Origin of the sequence: Flavobacterium helocola (assembly GCF_038289885.1) — a bacterium.
Classification (GTDB): domain Bacteria; phylum Bacteroidota; class Bacteroidia; order Flavobacteriales; family Flavobacteriaceae; genus Flavobacterium; species Flavobacterium cheniae.
On sequence record NZ_JBBYHT010000002.1, the window covers coordinates 411,811 to 425,935 of the forward strand.

The window sequence follows — 14,125 nt, forward strand, 5'->3', positions numbered from 1 at the left end:
GCAAATTTATTCTAAAAAGTTAGAAGTTCAAAGTTTTAAGAGTGTATAAAAATAAAAAAAGCTGTTCTTTTTTGAACAGCTTTAATTTTATTTGTTGAAAACTACATTTTACGTTTCGAAACTACTTGCATCGACTTGAATTCTTTGCCGTCTTCAGCAACATCAAACATTTCCATTTTTTGGTTGTTATCGTCAATAAAGGTGATAACTTCTTTTACTTTTTTAGCTTTTTTGGTTACTGGATCAACCATTTCGCCGTGAAAAGTTGATGTTTTTGTTGATTCGTCATATTTTCCACGGGTAACCATCATTCCAGTTCCCATATTGTCAATCCAAGTTGATACAAATTCTTCCGTTGCATTATCAAAAGCAACCGTTCCTTTTCCTTCAAATGGCATTCCAAACATATCGCCAGAATAAGTTCCTTCTTGGTATTTACCGCCCATAATCATTTTGTAAGTTACAGTCGCAGTAGATTTCATTTCTTGTGGATTATCGGGTGACCAGAATGTTAATTCGGCATCCCAAGTTCCACTATCTTTAGCCAACATTTCATGCGCCTTTGATGGTGTAGCATAATCCGCCCAAGCTTTTGCAACTGTGGCAGAATCGGGTTTTGTTTCTGTTGTAACTTCTTCTTTGGTTGTTGTTTCGGCTGGTTGTTTCGCCTCTTCTTTTTTACAAGAAACGAATGTTAAACCAATAATTAAAAGAGATAAAGAGAGATTTTTCATAATTGTATAATTTAATTGGTTAGTCAAATGTAGTCCAATTGTAAGCTCCTATATCGGATGGATTAGTTCTTGGATTATTCAAAATATCATTAAAACTAGAGTAGGTGTTGTCAGCACTTCCTCTTGCTGCAGAATCTTCTCCAATAATTAATTCATTGTTTCTAGCATCTTTAAAATCCGGATTATTAACAGTTGAATTGGTAGCAATTAAGCAAGTATCAAACAAAGCAACGTTAGAAAAATCATAGAGCGGATTATTCGTAAATTGATTACTAAAATCAGCAAATTTGATTAAACAATGATCAAAATTGTAATTAAATATTGTGCCTCTTTTTTTCAAAGATAAACTCAAGTTTGATGAACCATAGATAATACAATTTTTAAAATTTGCTTTAACTAAAGGTTCGATTAGATCTCCAGTTTCAGTTTGAATATAGTCGTCTAACAAAACGGTTGTTTGTGTAGGACTTGGCCAATAATTTGCAAATGTACAATGTGTAAATTCATAACTTCCACCAAAACTTCCTGCAAAAGATGCTTGCCCACAATTATTGATGACTACATTTCGACCTTCAATATTTCCGGTACGAGCTAAAATTCCAACGTTTGCACAATTATAAATTTGAGTATTTTCAATGTCTAAAGTCGGAGTAGAAGTTTCATCGTTTCCGGTAACTAACATTCCAACAGTTGCATTTTTAATAGTTAAATTTTTAATTTGATTATTTGTGCTTCCTTGTGAAAACCAAATAGTTCCCCATTGACCTGGAACTTCTGCAAAATCGGGTTCTAAACGATCACCTTCAAAAATGACTTCGTTTTCTAAGGCTGCTGTTGTTGAATTTGTTCCATTCACATGAATCGAAGCATTATTAGCAACAATTAATCCTGATTCTGCATGGAAGTGAATTCTTGCTCCAGCATCTACAACAAGTGTTTTGTTTGAAGGAACAGCTGCATAACCATAAATTACATAAGGTTTGGTATTGGTCCAATGTAATTCGTTTCCATTGATTGGATTCGTTTCTTCCAAAAAGCGACCACGAATCGTAATAGGATTTCCGTCACCATCAACTCCTAAGTTTAGTTCATCATAAGTATAGGATTCATCTGGATTTTGAACTCTTCCAGGATAAATAAAATAAGCATCTTGAATTAGAGTAACCAATTCCACTTTTTGGTGATTTGGATTTGATTCTTCACCAAATAAAATTTTATCGGTATATAAAAAATCGGTAGGATTTGCATCGGCAACTTCTGCTGTAACAGAAACAAAAATGTACATACTATCTTTTGCTAAGATTTCTACATTTTCAAATACTTGACCTGCTATTCCATCTACCATTAAACGGTATTTTGATGCTGTTCCTTCTTTTAATCTAAGTGATGGAATTGAAATATTTTTATCACTTCGATTGTATACTTTTAATGTATAAGTACTTGAACCAATGTCAGTAAAAACAGTATCTAAATAAACCGTGTCTTTAGAAAATTCCAAACCACCAGTTCTTGATTCAAATTCAAAATCGTTTCGGCATGAAGTTAATGAAACGGCAAATCCTATCAGTAATAAAAGTAATAAACGACGCATGTAGAGTTAATTTTGGTAAATGTAATTATTAATTTTAAATCTATAAAAACTAAATGTGCTTAAATTACTTACTAAAACGTTAAATCAGTTGAATTATTCTCTTCGGAATGCTTAATTTTACCAAAAATAAAGTTATGATGTTTGATAGAGAAAAAATGTTGCAATTGTGTAACGATTGGAGCAAAAATACTTTAATGAATACCTTAGATATTGTCTACACCGATGCAGGTGAAGATTTCCTAACCGCTACAATGCCTGTTAATCCAAGAGTACATCAACCTATGGGATTATTGCATGGTGGAGCTACAGTTGCTTTAGCAGAAAGTGTTGGAAGTGCCGCTTCATTAATGTTTGTAAATCCAGAAAAGCAAGAAGTTCGAGGTATAGAAATTTCGGCAAACCATTTGAAAAGTAAGCGCGAAGGGATGGTTACGGCAACAGCAAAAATCATTCATAAAGGGGCAAGTATTCATTTATGGGAAATTAGAATTGTGGATGAAGAAGGAAAATTGATTTCACTTTGTAAATTGACCAATATGGTACTTTCAAGAAGACAATAATGCAAGTTTTCGAAGAAATACAAGCTTTTTTATCACAACAAAAACCATTTGTGTGTTATGTAAAACCAAATGAAACGGTTTGGAATTTACTCGTGCAACAAACAGATGAAATTATTGAATTTTCAAATCAAGCCGGATTTGTTTTTATGCCTTTTCATGAAGGAAAACAAGTAGTAATTCCGTTTGAAGGCAATTCGTTTTCGCAAGGAAATCTTGAAAAATTAGAGCAAAAATCATCTGAAAATTTTATTTCAGAAACGAATCAAAAAGAAACTTTTGAAAATTTAGTTGCCAAAGGAGTTTCGGCTATTAAGCAAGGCGAATTCGATAAAGTAGTTTTGTCTCGTAAAATCATTTTGAAGGAACAAATCTCAATTGTAGAAACGTTTCAAAACTTGATTTCATCTTATCCAACGGCTTTTCGTTATTTGTTTTTTCATCCAAATATTGGTTTATGGATGGGAGCAACGCCGGAGCAATTGGTAAAAATCAATCAAAATCACTTTGAAACAGTGGCTTTGGCAGGAACGCAATTGTATTCAGAAAATGTAATTTGGGCAACCAAAGAAATAGAAGAACAGCAATTTGTGACCGATTACATTGTTGCTAAAGTAAAAGATAAAGTAACTCAACTTATGGTTACTGATGCTAAAACAATTAAAGCTGGAAATTTAGCACATTTAAAATCGTTTATTTCAGGAGTATTAACTACTGATTTTCAGGCGAATGATTTAATAAAAACGTTACATCCTACGCCAGCAGTTTGTGGTTTACCCAAAGAAAATGCGATTGATTTTATTATAAAAAATGAAGGTTACAAACGAAAATATTATGCTGGATTTTTAGGCGAATACAATAAAGACAATCAAACCGATTTATTTGTAAATTTACGCTGTTTAGAAGTGGAAAATGATGTTGTGAACATTTACGTAGGTTGCGGTATTACAAAAGACAGTAATCCTGAAAAAGAATTCATTGAAACCGAGAATAAATCGATGACGATGCGGAATGTTTTAGTTTCAAAATGAAATTGAAACACATAGGCACATAGAAAATTTAAAAGGCATTGTATTTTAAATAGTTCGCATAGTATTTCTATGTAAACTATGTTAAGTAAAACGACTAAAAAATAGACACAAAGAAAATCTATGATTCTATGTGTTTAAAAATATAAAAAGTTTAAAAATGAAATTAGACATATTAGCTTTTGGAGCGCATCCAGACGATGTAGAATTAGGTTGTAGTGGCACGATTGCCAAAGAAGTTAGCCTTGGAAAGAAAGTCGGGATTATCGATTTAACTCGTGGCGAACTTGGTACGCGTGGTTCTGTGGCTATTCGTAATGAGGAATCAGCTAAGGCTTCTGAAATTTTAGGGGTAACGGTACGTAGAAATTTGGATATGCGCGATGGTTTTTTTGTAAATGATGAAGCACATCAAATAAAAGTAATTGAAATGATTCGCAAATACCAACCTGAAATCGTGTTATGCAATGCGATTACTGACAGACACATCGACCATGGAAAAGGAAGTAAATTAGTTAGTGATGCTTGTTTTTTATCAGGTTTGCGACAAATTAAAACGGAATTGAATGGAGAAGCGCAAGAAGCGTGGCGACCAAAAGTGGTGTATCATTACATTCAATGGCAAAACATCGAACCTGATTTTGTGGTAGATATTTCGGAATTTATCGGTAAAAAAATGGAATCGGTGTTGGCTTATGGTTCGCAATTTTATGATCCAAATTCAAAAGAACCGGTTTCACCAATTACTTCAAAAAACTTTTTAGATAGTGTAAAATATCGTGCTCAAGACCTTGGAAGACTCGTTGGAGTAGAATATGCAGAAGGTTTTACAACCGAAAGATATTTGGCAGTCAATAGCTTAGGCGATTTGAAATAAAATAGTCGTAAAAAAGTAAAAAAAATCTTTGCAAGATAGAAGTAAACCCCTATATTTGCACTCGCAAAACAAATGGTGATTGTAGCTCAGTTGGTTAGAGCGTCGGATTGTGGTTCCGAAGGTCGCGGGTTCGAGACCCGTCTTTCACCCTTAACATTGGAAAGCCCTGAAGTAATTCAGGGCTTTTTTTATTTTCTTTTTACGGTTTACAGTATTTTTATTTAAAACGATTTATTATTTTTGAAGGAATATAAATGCTAAAATGAAAATTTCAAAATATAGAATATTTGCTTATTCAGTCTTTATTGCAATCTTATGTACAGATATATTTTTATTGAGACCCTATATAAGGGAAATATATTTTGATAATGATATTCGTAATTTTAAAGATAGTTCGTTGAAATTTTCACTTCTAATACCTTTTGTTGTTATTGTCTTTTTTCTTGTTTATGGATTCAGAAAAAAGATTATTAATAAGGTTTATGTATTTTCTATTCTACTTATGGCTGCGTTATTTGGATTTTTATTCAAAAGTATAACAGATAATTTTCTTTTGTTTTTAAATTCAAAATTCAATTTAGAAAGCCAAATAAAAACTTACCATGTTGTGAGTGATAATACCAACAAAATATTTCATATTTATGAAAATAGAGAAGAGTTTATAACTTCTCCCGATCAATTGGATAAAATTGATTCATTAAGAATTGTAAAAAAACATCCTTCTCTTTATGAATTAAAAAATGGAGATACTTTAAAAGTAGTATATAAAACAGGTATGTTTAATGTGAAATTCCTTGACTAGACATAAACACAAAAAAGCCCTGAATTTCTTCAAGGCTTTTTGTTTTTCATAGCAAAGTTTCCCAGTTCAATTAGAATACTAATTTTACTTTTAATTCGAATTCGTCACTGATTGTTTTGTCTCCTAAGTTATCAAAGAAGCTTCCAGATCCGTATTGGATTCCGTATTTTGTTCTATCGATTTTTAAAGAAGTTTCAGCTGTATTTTTTCCTACAGTTAAGTCAAATTTAATAGATTCAGTTTTTCCTTTGATAGTTAAATCAGCAGTTACAGCGTAAACACCGTTTCCTTTTTCACCAAGAGATTTGATAACTAAAGTTGCTGTTGGGAATTTTTCAACACCAAAGAAATCATCTGATTTTAAGTGACCATCTAAGTTTGTTTTTCCTTTTCCTGATAAATCAGTTGTATTAATTGTAGTCATGTCAACTGTAAAGTTTCCACCTACTAATTTTTTTCCTTTGAAAATTAAAGCACCTTCTTTTAAAGTGATTGTACCTTCGTGAGCACCTGTTACTTTTTTACCAACCCAGTTGATAGTACTTTTTAAAGCATCTACTTTACTTGATTTTTGTGCTGTAGCTGTAAAAGTTACTAATGCTACAAGAACTAAAGCGATTGATTTGAAATTTTTCATGTTTAAAATTGTTTTAATGTTAATGGTTATAATTAAATAGTGGTAAATAATTCTTGTTTTGGTTTTCTCACTTTTGCATAGTGTTGTGTTGCATCTTCTTCATGACGATATCCAACAGCTGCTACTAATGAAGCGTTTAATCCTAATGCATTGAAACCTAAAATTTCATTGTATTTTTCTGGTTCAAAACCTTCCATTGGTGTAACATCAATTTTTAATTCAGCAGCTGCATTCATTAAGTTAGCTAATGCTAAATACGTTTGTTTTGATGTCCAAACTGCTTTTTGGTCTACTGGTAAAGGAACAATTTTAGATTTCATAAAGTCTGAATATCCTTTTAAATCGTCAACTGATAATCCTCTTGTAGTTGCAATGTTTTGAACATATTCATCAATGTGATTTTCTTGTACATCTACAATGTTAGCAAATACTAATAAGTGAGAAGCGTCAACAATTTGCGATTGTCCCCAAGAAACCGGTTGTAACTTGGCTCTAACTTCTGGATTTTCGATGATGAATACTCTGTATAACTGTAATCCGTAAGAAGAAGTACTTAATTGAATGGCTTCTTTTAAGGTTTCTAAATCAGCAGCTGATATTTTTTTAGCAGCGTCAAATTTTTTGGTGGCGTAACGCCATTTTTGGTTTTCTATAAAGTGACTCATAGTAAATGTTGGGTTTTTAATTTCTAAATTTTTCTAGCAATTCGTTTAACAATTCTAATTCTTCAACCGTCAAATTTTTAGAAAAAGAGCGCTCATGAGCTTCTACTGATGGATCCAATTGTAGTAAAAGTTGCAACCCTTTCTCGGTAATGGTAATTTCCATTTTACGGCGATTGATGGGGCAAATTTCTCTAAGCACTAACTCTTTTAATAACAATTTGTCTACTAAACGTGTGGTGTTACTGGTTTTCGCAATCATGCGTTCTTGTATCATACACATGTTAGCAGGCTTTCCTTTCTGACCACGTAAAATGCGTAACACATTAAATTGTTCTGGGGAAAGGTCAAATGGCTTTAATATCTCATTAAACTTTTCCGAAATGACATTTTGAGTATACATCACGTTAAGTAATGTTTTCTTTTCCATTGCCATTGGAGTATTGGGTTTTATGATTTCTTCTATTCTCATTTGATGTTGTAAAATTTGTATGTACAAATGTAGTAAATATTTTATTTGTATGTACAAATGTTTTATAAATTTTTGTTAAAGTTTTAAAATTGTATTTTTTGATAGTACTTTTGAAAAAAAAATAAAGATGACAAACTTAGATCAAAATACTTGGTGGAGCCAGTTTTTGCAAGATGCAAATGGTGTAATAGTAGATGTTCGTACCGAAGATGAATTTAACGATGGTTTTATTCCAGGTGCGATTAATATTGATATATATAAAGGACAAGGTTTTATCTATAGAGTAGAGGAGTTGGATAAATCGAAAAATTACTATGTGTATTGCGCGGCTGGTGTTCGTAGTGCCAACGCTTGCAACGCCATGGAACAATTAGGTTTTGAGAATACCTTTAATTTAGTAGGTGGTTTTTCTAATTGGGAAGGACCAACAGAATAAAAAGAAATCCGCTGAAGAGCGGATTTTTTTGTGGAAACAATTATATTAATATTCTTCGTTAAATTCAGTAATCATTAATTCTGGTTTTGTTTTTGAATATTTTAAGTTAATGCTATCACCTTCTTGGATATTATCACTTTCATTAAATCCATCACTGTCTTCATAAATTCTCCCATTAACTTTATATTTTACTCTAATATGTAGACCTTTATGAACTGATTTTTTTGTAACTATTCCACGAGTAGTTTGATAATCACTTTTTATAAATTCAATAATTTCTAATTCCTGATTTCTTAAACTAGTTGCAATAAAATATATAACACTAGACATTCCAATTATAACTAGAAAAACACATATTTTCTCTTTGAGAGTTTTTTTGGGAGGTTTAATATTTTTGGTCATTTTTGTTAATTAAAAAAAAGAGTTTTGAAGTCTTTAATTTTTTATTATATAGTTTTGTAAAAATAAAAAAATCTTACAATTTCACCCAACAAAAAATCCGCTTTTCAGCGGATTCTCTTATGTTAATCGTTTTAATTTATTTTTATCTAACAGCGTAATCTTCTTACCCGTTAACTCAATATAACCTGATTTATTTAATTCAGATAACAATCGAATACAACTTTCGGTTGCGGTGCCAATCATTCCTGCTAATTCTTCTCTGGATAGTTGAATGTGTAATGAGCCATCTTCGTTTTTGCCAAAGGTTTCCTCTAAGTAAATCAAAGTTTCACCTAAACGTTGGCGAACGGTTTTTTGCGCCATATTCACCATGTGATCATCGGCTCCTTTTAAATCGTCGCAAATGGTACGCATCACATTCATCGAAAACTGATTATTTTGATTAAAAAACTGCATGACTTCACTTCTTGGAATAAAACAAACTTCCATGTCTTCAAGCGCCACGGCACTTAAATTCGCAGGTTCGTCGCTAATCATAGAGCGTTGTCCTAACAATTCGCCTGGTTTTACTAGTTTTACAATTTGGTCTTTTCCGTTATCACTTAACTTAGATAATTTACAAATTCCGTCTTTTATACAATAAATACCATTGGTTACTTCACCTTCTTCAAAAATAGGTTCACCTTTTTTTATGGTATAAGATGTTTTGCAATCGGCCATGCGCAGCAATTCTTCTTTATTTAAGGCTTTTAATGAACTAAATTGCCTCACAATACATTGTTCGCATTTACTCATTTTAAGGAATGTTTAGAGTTTGATACAAATATAAACAAAGTATGACAATTATCATATTTTGTTTTGCTACGAAGTAAGAAATTTGTGCTTAGGTAAAATGAGCAAATATATGGACACAGAAAATTGTTTCCATTGTGGTAATGAAATCATAAAAAAAGACGAGATTGTATTTGACGAAAAGAAGTTTTGTTGCAATGGTTGTAAAACCGTGTACGAAATTTTCAGTCAGAACGATTTAACGTGTTATTACGATTTTCAGGCAGCACCCGGCGCCACTCCACAAGACATTCAGGGCAAATATGACTTTTTAGACAATGAAGAAATTGTTTCAAAACTATTGGAATTCCAAGAGCGTACAACACATATTGTTTCACTCTACATTCCTCATATACACTGTAGTTCGTGTATTTGGATTCTGGAAAATCTACAAAGACTTCAACCAGGAATAAACGCTTCTCAAGTTAACTTTGGCGAAAAGAAAGTCCGAGTTACGTTTAATCCAGAACAAACTTCTTTAAAAGATATCGTTTACTTATTGAGTTCAATTGGTTATGAACCCTACATCAGTTTAGAAAATTTTGATGAAGGCAAGAAAAAAATCGATCGAAGTTTAATCTATAAAATAGGAGTAGCATTTTTCTGTTTTGGAAATATCATGCTGCTTTCGTTTCCCGAATACTTTGAAGTAGAAGAATATTGGATTGATCAATATCGCGGATTTTTCCGTTGGTTGATTTTCGGATTATCGCTTCCTACGTTTATTTATTCGGCTTCTGGTTATTATGTTTCTGCTTGGAAAAGCATGAAATCAGGCTTATTGAATATTGATATTCCAATTGCTTTAGGAATTGTAGTCATGTTCGTAAGAAGTACAGTAGATATTATTTTCGACTACGGTCAAGGTTTTTTCGATAGTATGGCGGGATTGATATTCTTCATGTTATTAGGAAAGTTATTCCAAAAGAAAACATACGATTTCCTTTCTTTCGAGCGCGATTATAAATCGTATTTTCCAATTGCCATCACGAAAATATTGCCAAACGGAGAAGAAGAATCAGTTCAAGTCTATGATATTGAAAAAGGTGATAGATTATTGATTCGAAATCAAGAGTTAATTCCGGTAGATGGAATTTTAATTTCCGATAAAGCTTCAATAGATTACAGTTTCGTAACGGGTGAAGCCGTTCCGATTGAGAAAAAATCAGGCGATAAAGTCTTCGCAGGAGGAAAACAAATGGGAAAAGTTATTGAAATGGAAGTTTTATTTTCAGTTTCAAACAGTTACTTGACGCAATTATGGAGCAACGATGTCTTCCAAAAACGAGTAGAACAACAGCACAAAAACATTACGGATAGAATTAGTCGTTATTTTACGCCGGCTTTACTGGCTTTGTCAGTTGTTTCCTTTATTTGTTGGGTTTTTATAGATGTTCAAACCGCTTTTAATGTTTTCACTGCGATTTTGATTGTGGCTTGTCCATGTGCGTTGGCATTAACGGCTCCGTTTACATTGGGAAATGTGTTGCGAATATTGGGTAATCGAAAATTATACTTGAAAAACGCTTTGGTTGTAGAACAATTAGCCAAAGTAGATACGATTGTTTTCGATAAAACAGGAACGATTACAACCAATAAAAAAACAGCCATTACTTACGAAGGAACCGAATTAAATGCCTCCGAATTAAAATTATTGAAGAATGTTTTACGTGGTTCGAATCATCCTTTGAGTAGAAGATTGTACGAGTTTATTCCGAATCATGAAAAATTAGAAACTTCAAGTTTTGAAGAAATCATCGGAAAAGGAATTTTTGCGGAAATCAATGGCAATACAGTGAAATTAGGTTCCTCACAATTCCTAAAAACCATGACTGAAAACACGCACAAGAAAACGAAAGTGCATGTTGAAATCAATGGAGTTTATAAAGGAAGTTACGTGTTCAATAACCAATACAGAAAAGGATTAGAACAATTGTTTGATGATTTAGCGAAGCATTACAATTTGGTTGTTTTATCTGGTGATAATGATGGTGAGCGTAGCATATTAGAAAAAATGTTGCCAGCTAAAACAACATTAGTTTTCAATCAAAAACCAGAGCAAAAACTACAATACATCGAACAATTACAAAATGAAGGTAAAAACGTAATGATGGTCGGTGATGGCTTAAACGATGCTGGAGCTTTAGCGCAAAGTAATTTGGGATTATCCATTTCAGAAAACGTTAATGTGTTCTCGCCAGCTTGCGATGGAATTTTAGACGCATCACAATTTGATAAGATTGCTTTTTATATGCGCTATTCTAAAAACGCTATGAAGACCATTTATATGAGTTTTGGTTTGTCTTTACTATATAATGTAGTAGGATTAAGTTATGCGATTACAGGAAAATTAGATCCAATTGTAGCCGCTATCATTATGCCATTGAGCACCATAACTATTGTAAGTTTTGTTACAATTATGACAAATTGGTACGCTAGTAAGAAGTAATATTTAAGAAAATTTTAATACATGATAAAAGTCATGTTTTATAAAAAGGAGTACAAGTAACTTTGTTAACACAATTTAAGGTATGAGTGTCATTTATTTATTAATCACGATTAGTATAGTAGTTGCTATAGCTTTTTTGATTGCTTTTATAAAAGCAGTTAAAAGTGGCCAATATGATGATGACTACACACCATCAGTCAGAATGTTATTTGACGATGAAATTGTAAAAGAGAATCCTAACAAAATAATACAAACAGAAAAACAAAAATCAATCTAATTTTATGGAGAAGCAACAATTTTATTACGACAACAAAATTGTAAGGAATTTCATCTACGCTAGTATCGTTTTCGGAGTAGTGGGGATGTTAGTAGGGCTTATTTTAGCTTTCCTATTTTTGTTTCCAAACTTAACAAGCGGCGTTTCGTTTTTAAGTTTTGGACGCTTAAGACCTTTACACACCAATGCGGTCATTTTTGCCTTCGTTGGTAACGCAATGTTTGCAGGAGTTTATTACTCAATGCAGCGTTTGTTAAAGGCAAGAATGTTTAGCGACCTTTTAAGTAAAATACACTTTTGGGGATGGCAGTTAATTATTGTTGCTGCAGCAATTTCTTTACCATTAGGTTTCACTACATCAAAAGAGTATGCCGAATTAGAATGGCCAATTGATATTGCAATTGCTCTTATTTGGGTAGTTTTTGGTATCAACATGATTGGAACCATTATTAAAAGAAGAGAACGTCATATTTATGTAGCTATTTGGTTTTACATCGCAACGTTTGTAACGGTTGCAGTACTACATATTTTTAACAGTTTAGAATTACCAGTTTCAGCAATGAAATCGTATTCGGTTTATGCTGGTGTTCAAGATGCTTTAGTACAATGGTGGTATGGTCACAATGCGGTAGCATTTTTCTTAACTACGCCTTTCTTAGGTATGATGTATTACTTTGTACCTAAAGTAGCAAATCGTCCAGTATACTCTTATAGATTATCAATTATTCACTTTTGGTCGTTAATCTTCATTTATATTTGGGCTGGACCTCACCACTTATTATACACTGCTTTACCAGATTGGGCTCAAAACTTAGGAGTTGTTTTCTCTGTAATGTTGATTGCTCCATCTTGGGGAGGTATGATTAATGGATTATTAACCTTAAGAGGTGTTTGGGATAAAGTACGTACAGATGCAGTATTGAAATTCTTTGTAGTAGCTATTACAGGTTATGGTATGGCAACTTTTGAAGGTCCAATGTTATCATTAAAAAACGTTAACGCTATTGCTCACTTTACGGATTGGATTATTGCTCACGTACACGTTGGAGCTTTAGCTTGGAATGGTTTCTTATCATTTGGTATGATCTATTGGTTAATCCCAAGAATGACAAAAACGAAATTATTCTCTGAGAAATTAGCGAATTTCCATTTCTGGATTGGTACTTTAGGTATTATTTTATATTCGCTTCCAATGTATGTTGCTGGTTTTTTACAAGCTTCTATGTGGAAACAATTTAAACCAGACGGTGGTGCTTTACAATACGGAAACTTTCTTGAAACAGTTACCGAATTAATGCCAATGTATTGGATGCGTGCTATTGGAGGAACATTATATCTTACAGGAGTTATCGTATTAGTGTACAACATTATTAGAACAGTTAGACAAGGTTCTCCAGTAGAAAACGAATTAGTAGAAGCACCAGCTTTAGCTGTAATTTCTCCAAACCGTTTAAAAGGTGAAAAATTACACTCTTGGTTAGAAAGAAAACCAGTTCAATTTATGTTATTGACTACAGTTGCTATTTTAATTGGAGGTTTAATCCAAATTTTACCAACGATTTTAGTAAAATCAAATATTCCAACAATAGCAGCAGTTAAACCATATACACCACTTGAATTAGAAGGTAGAGATTTATATATCCGTGAAGGTTGTGTGGGATGTCACTCTCAAATGGTTCGTCCGTTCCGTTCAGAAGTGGAACGTTATGGAGATTATTCTAAAGCAGGAGAATTCGTTTACGACCATCCATTCTTATGGGGTTCTAAACGTACTGGACCAGATTTAGCTCGTGAAGGTGTTAAAGGAAAACCATTCAATGGAGGTAGAGATGATGTATGGCATTTTAACCACATGTACGATCCTCAAGGTTTAAATGAGAAATCAATTATGCCAAGATACCAATGGTTAATTAAAGATGAATTAGACAAATCGTCAACTCAAGATAAAATGAGAGCTATGGTTACGTTAGGCGTTCCTTATACAGAAGCCGAAATTAACAATGCACTTAAACACATGGATGAACAAGCTACTAAAATTGAAACTAATTTATTAGCAAATCCTGATATTAAGAAATCATTTGGAGCTCAAACAGCATCTCCATTAAAAGATAGAGAGATTGTAGCGCTTATTGCTTATTTACAAAGATTAGGAACAGACACTCAAGTTAAAAAATAATAATTATGCTAAAGTTCATTAAACATAATTTAGAAACCATAACGGGAGTAGAAATTTATCCAATCATTTCATTGACCATTTTCTTTACAGCGTTTGTATTGTTCACAGTTTGGGCATTTACTTACAGCAAAGAAAAAATCAAAGAAATTAGCGAAATGCCATTAAACGACGAATAGTCATAATTATAATTTACT

Annotated in this window: 16 protein-coding genes and 1 tRNA gene; 10 read left to right on the forward strand and 7 right to left on the reverse strand. The window is 32.6% G+C overall.

What is annotated here, in order from left to right; translation table 11 throughout:
* Window positions 1-101 precede the first annotated feature (101 nt).
* Together AAEO58_RS06965 and AAEO58_RS06970 are read right to left on the reverse strand one after the other, a co-directional pair.
* The gene (locus AAEO58_RS06965) at window positions 102-734 is read right to left on the reverse strand and encodes a DUF1579 domain-containing protein (RefSeq protein ID WP_341682794.1); all 633 of its coding nucleotides are present in this window, start codon (window positions 732-734) and stop codon (window positions 102-104) included.
* A gap of 19 nt (window positions 735-753) precedes the next feature.
* Window positions 754-2,325, reverse strand: a complete 1,572-nt coding sequence (locus AAEO58_RS06970) for a hypothetical protein (RefSeq protein ID WP_341682795.1) — start codon at window positions 2,323-2,325, stop codon at window positions 754-756.
* A gap of 134 nt (window positions 2,326-2,459) precedes the next feature.
* Here AAEO58_RS06970 and AAEO58_RS06975 point away from each other — a divergent pair, with 134 nt between their 5' ends.
* From AAEO58_RS06975 to AAEO58_RS06995, 5 genes are all read left to right on the forward strand, one after another.
* Window positions 2,460-2,885, forward strand: a complete 426-nt coding sequence (locus AAEO58_RS06975) for a PaaI family thioesterase (RefSeq protein WP_133607151.1) — start codon at window positions 2,460-2,462, stop codon at window positions 2,883-2,885.
* The gene (locus tag AAEO58_RS06980; RefSeq protein ID WP_341682796.1) at window positions 2,885-3,913 is read left to right on the forward strand and encodes a chorismate-binding protein; all 1,029 of its coding nucleotides are present in this window, start codon (window positions 2,885-2,887) and stop codon (window positions 3,911-3,913) included. Before AAEO58_RS06975 ends, AAEO58_RS06980 begins: the two co-directional genes overlap by 1 nt.
* A 157-nt stretch (window positions 3,914-4,070) precedes the next feature.
* Window positions 4,071-4,787, forward strand: a complete 717-nt coding sequence (gene bshB1 / locus AAEO58_RS06985) for a bacillithiol biosynthesis deacetylase BshB1 (RefSeq protein WP_133607147.1) — start codon at window positions 4,071-4,073, stop codon at window positions 4,785-4,787.
* Window positions 4,788-4,861: 74 nt separating this feature from the next.
* A tRNA-His gene (locus tag AAEO58_RS06990) sits at window positions 4,862-4,937 on the forward strand.
* A 112-nt stretch (window positions 4,938-5,049) separates the two neighbouring features.
* A complete protein-coding gene (locus tag AAEO58_RS06995) occupies window positions 5,050-5,589 on the forward strand; it encodes a hypothetical protein (RefSeq protein WP_341682797.1) in 540 nt (179 codons plus the stop codon).
* Window positions 5,590-5,659: 70 nt separating this feature from the next.
* On the opposite strand, the gene AAEO58_RS07000 is transcribed toward AAEO58_RS06995, so the two are convergent.
* The 3 genes from AAEO58_RS07000 to AAEO58_RS07010 are packed head-to-tail and all read right to left on the reverse strand — an operon-like array spanning window position 5,660 to window position 7,360.
* Window positions 5,660-6,226: a YceI family protein gene (locus tag AAEO58_RS07000; protein ID WP_341682798.1), complete on the reverse strand. Its 567-nt coding sequence runs from the start codon at window positions 6,224-6,226 to the stop codon at window positions 5,660-5,662.
* A gap of 32 nt (window positions 6,227-6,258) precedes the next feature.
* Window positions 6,259-6,891 (reverse strand): NAD(P)H-dependent oxidoreductase, encoded by a 633-nt coding sequence (locus AAEO58_RS07005; protein ID WP_341682799.1) that lies wholly within the window; start codon window positions 6,889-6,891, stop codon window positions 6,259-6,261.
* A 16-nt stretch (window positions 6,892-6,907) separates the two neighbouring features.
* Entirely contained in the window at window positions 6,908-7,360 is a 453-nt protein-coding gene (locus AAEO58_RS07010; RefSeq protein WP_133607139.1) for a MarR family winged helix-turn-helix transcriptional regulator, read from the reverse strand.
* A gap of 127 nt (window positions 7,361-7,487) precedes the next feature.
* On the opposite strand from AAEO58_RS07010, the gene AAEO58_RS07015 reads away from it, so the two are divergent.
* Window positions 7,488-7,796, forward strand: coding sequence for a rhodanese-like domain-containing protein (locus AAEO58_RS07015; protein ID WP_133607137.1), 309 nt, complete (start codon window positions 7,488-7,490; stop codon window positions 7,794-7,796).
* A gap of 45 nt (window positions 7,797-7,841) precedes the next feature.
* Here AAEO58_RS07015 and AAEO58_RS07020 read toward each other — a convergent pair whose 3' ends face one another.
* Together AAEO58_RS07020 and AAEO58_RS07025 are read right to left on the reverse strand one after the other, a co-directional pair.
* The gene (locus AAEO58_RS07020; RefSeq protein ID WP_341682800.1) at window positions 7,842-8,126 is read right to left on the reverse strand and encodes a hypothetical protein; all 285 of its coding nucleotides are present in this window, start codon (window positions 8,124-8,126) and stop codon (window positions 7,842-7,844) included.
* A 189-nt stretch (window positions 8,127-8,315) separates the two neighbouring features.
* Entirely contained in the window at window positions 8,316-8,993 is a 678-nt protein-coding gene (locus tag AAEO58_RS07025; RefSeq protein WP_341682801.1) for a Crp/Fnr family transcriptional regulator, read from the reverse strand.
* A gap of 109 nt (window positions 8,994-9,102) precedes the next feature.
* Between AAEO58_RS07025 and AAEO58_RS07030 the strand changes: the two genes are divergently transcribed.
* From AAEO58_RS07030 to AAEO58_RS07045, 4 genes are all read left to right on the forward strand, one after another.
* Complete coding sequence (locus tag AAEO58_RS07030; protein WP_341682802.1) at window positions 9,103-11,478, forward strand: heavy metal translocating P-type ATPase; 2,376 nt, start codon at window positions 9,103-9,105, stop codon at window positions 11,476-11,478.
* A gap of 82 nt (window positions 11,479-11,560) precedes the next feature.
* Window positions 11,561-11,755: a cbb3-type cytochrome oxidase assembly protein CcoS gene (gene ccoS / locus AAEO58_RS07035; RefSeq protein WP_133607125.1), complete on the forward strand. Its 195-nt coding sequence runs from the start codon at window positions 11,561-11,563 to the stop codon at window positions 11,753-11,755.
* 4 nt (window positions 11,756-11,759) lie between these two features.
* Window positions 11,760-13,931, forward strand: a complete 2,172-nt coding sequence (gene ccoN / locus AAEO58_RS07040; RefSeq protein ID WP_341682803.1) for a cytochrome-c oxidase, cbb3-type subunit I — start codon at window positions 11,760-11,762, stop codon at window positions 13,929-13,931.
* Window positions 13,932-13,936: 5 nt separating this feature from the next.
* Window positions 13,937-14,107, forward strand: coding sequence for a CcoQ/FixQ family Cbb3-type cytochrome c oxidase assembly chaperone (locus AAEO58_RS07045; RefSeq protein WP_133607121.1), 171 nt, complete (start codon window positions 13,937-13,939; stop codon window positions 14,105-14,107).
* Window positions 14,108-14,125: the final 18 nt, after the last annotated feature.

Excerpts from the sequence above, each read along its gene's own strand:
- AAEO58_RS07005 (WP_341682799.1), bottom strand. The coding sequence starts at position 6,891 with ATGAGTCACTTTATAGAAAACCAAAAATGGCGTTACGCCACCAAAAAA.
- AAEO58_RS06970 (WP_341682795.1), bottom strand. The coding sequence starts at position 2,325 with ATGCGTCGTTTATTACTTTTATTACTGATAGGATTTGCCGTTTCATTA.
- AAEO58_RS07025 (WP_341682801.1), bottom strand. The coding sequence starts at position 8,993 with ATGAGTAAATGCGAACAATGTATTGTGAGGCAATTTAGTTCATTAAAA.
- bshB1 (WP_133607147.1), top strand. The coding sequence starts at position 4,071 with ATGAAATTAGACATATTAGCTTTTGGAGCGCATCCAGACGATGTAGAA.
- AAEO58_RS07010 (WP_133607139.1), bottom strand. The coding sequence starts at position 7,360 with ATGAGAATAGAAGAAATCATAAAACCCAATACTCCAATGGCAATGGAA.
- AAEO58_RS06965 (WP_341682794.1), bottom strand. The coding sequence starts at position 734 with ATGAAAAATCTCTCTTTATCTCTTTTAATTATTGGTTTAACATTCGTT.
- ccoS (WP_133607125.1), top strand. The coding sequence starts at position 11,561 with ATGAGTGTCATTTATTTATTAATCACGATTAGTATAGTAGTTGCTATA.
- AAEO58_RS07045 (WP_133607121.1), top strand. The coding sequence starts at position 13,937 with ATGCTAAAGTTCATTAAACATAATTTAGAAACCATAACGGGAGTAGAA.
- AAEO58_RS06975 (WP_133607151.1), top strand. The coding sequence starts at position 2,460 with ATGATGTTTGATAGAGAAAAAATGTTGCAATTGTGTAACGATTGGAGC.
- AAEO58_RS07020 (WP_341682800.1), bottom strand. The coding sequence starts at position 8,126 with ATGTCTAGTGTTATATATTTTATTGCAACTAGTTTAAGAAATCAGGAA.
- AAEO58_RS06980 (WP_341682796.1), top strand. The coding sequence starts at position 2,885 with ATGCAAGTTTTCGAAGAAATACAAGCTTTTTTATCACAACAAAAACCA.
- ccoN (WP_341682803.1), top strand. The coding sequence starts at position 11,760 with ATGGAGAAGCAACAATTTTATTACGACAACAAAATTGTAAGGAATTTC.
- AAEO58_RS06995 (WP_341682797.1), top strand. The coding sequence starts at position 5,050 with ATGAAAATTTCAAAATATAGAATATTTGCTTATTCAGTCTTTATTGCA.
- AAEO58_RS07015 (WP_133607137.1), top strand. The coding sequence starts at position 7,488 with ATGACAAACTTAGATCAAAATACTTGGTGGAGCCAGTTTTTGCAAGAT.
- AAEO58_RS07030 (WP_341682802.1), top strand. The coding sequence starts at position 9,103 with ATGGACACAGAAAATTGTTTCCATTGTGGTAATGAAATCATAAAAAAA.
- AAEO58_RS07000 (WP_341682798.1), bottom strand. The coding sequence starts at position 6,226 with ATGAAAAATTTCAAATCAATCGCTTTAGTTCTTGTAGCATTAGTAACT.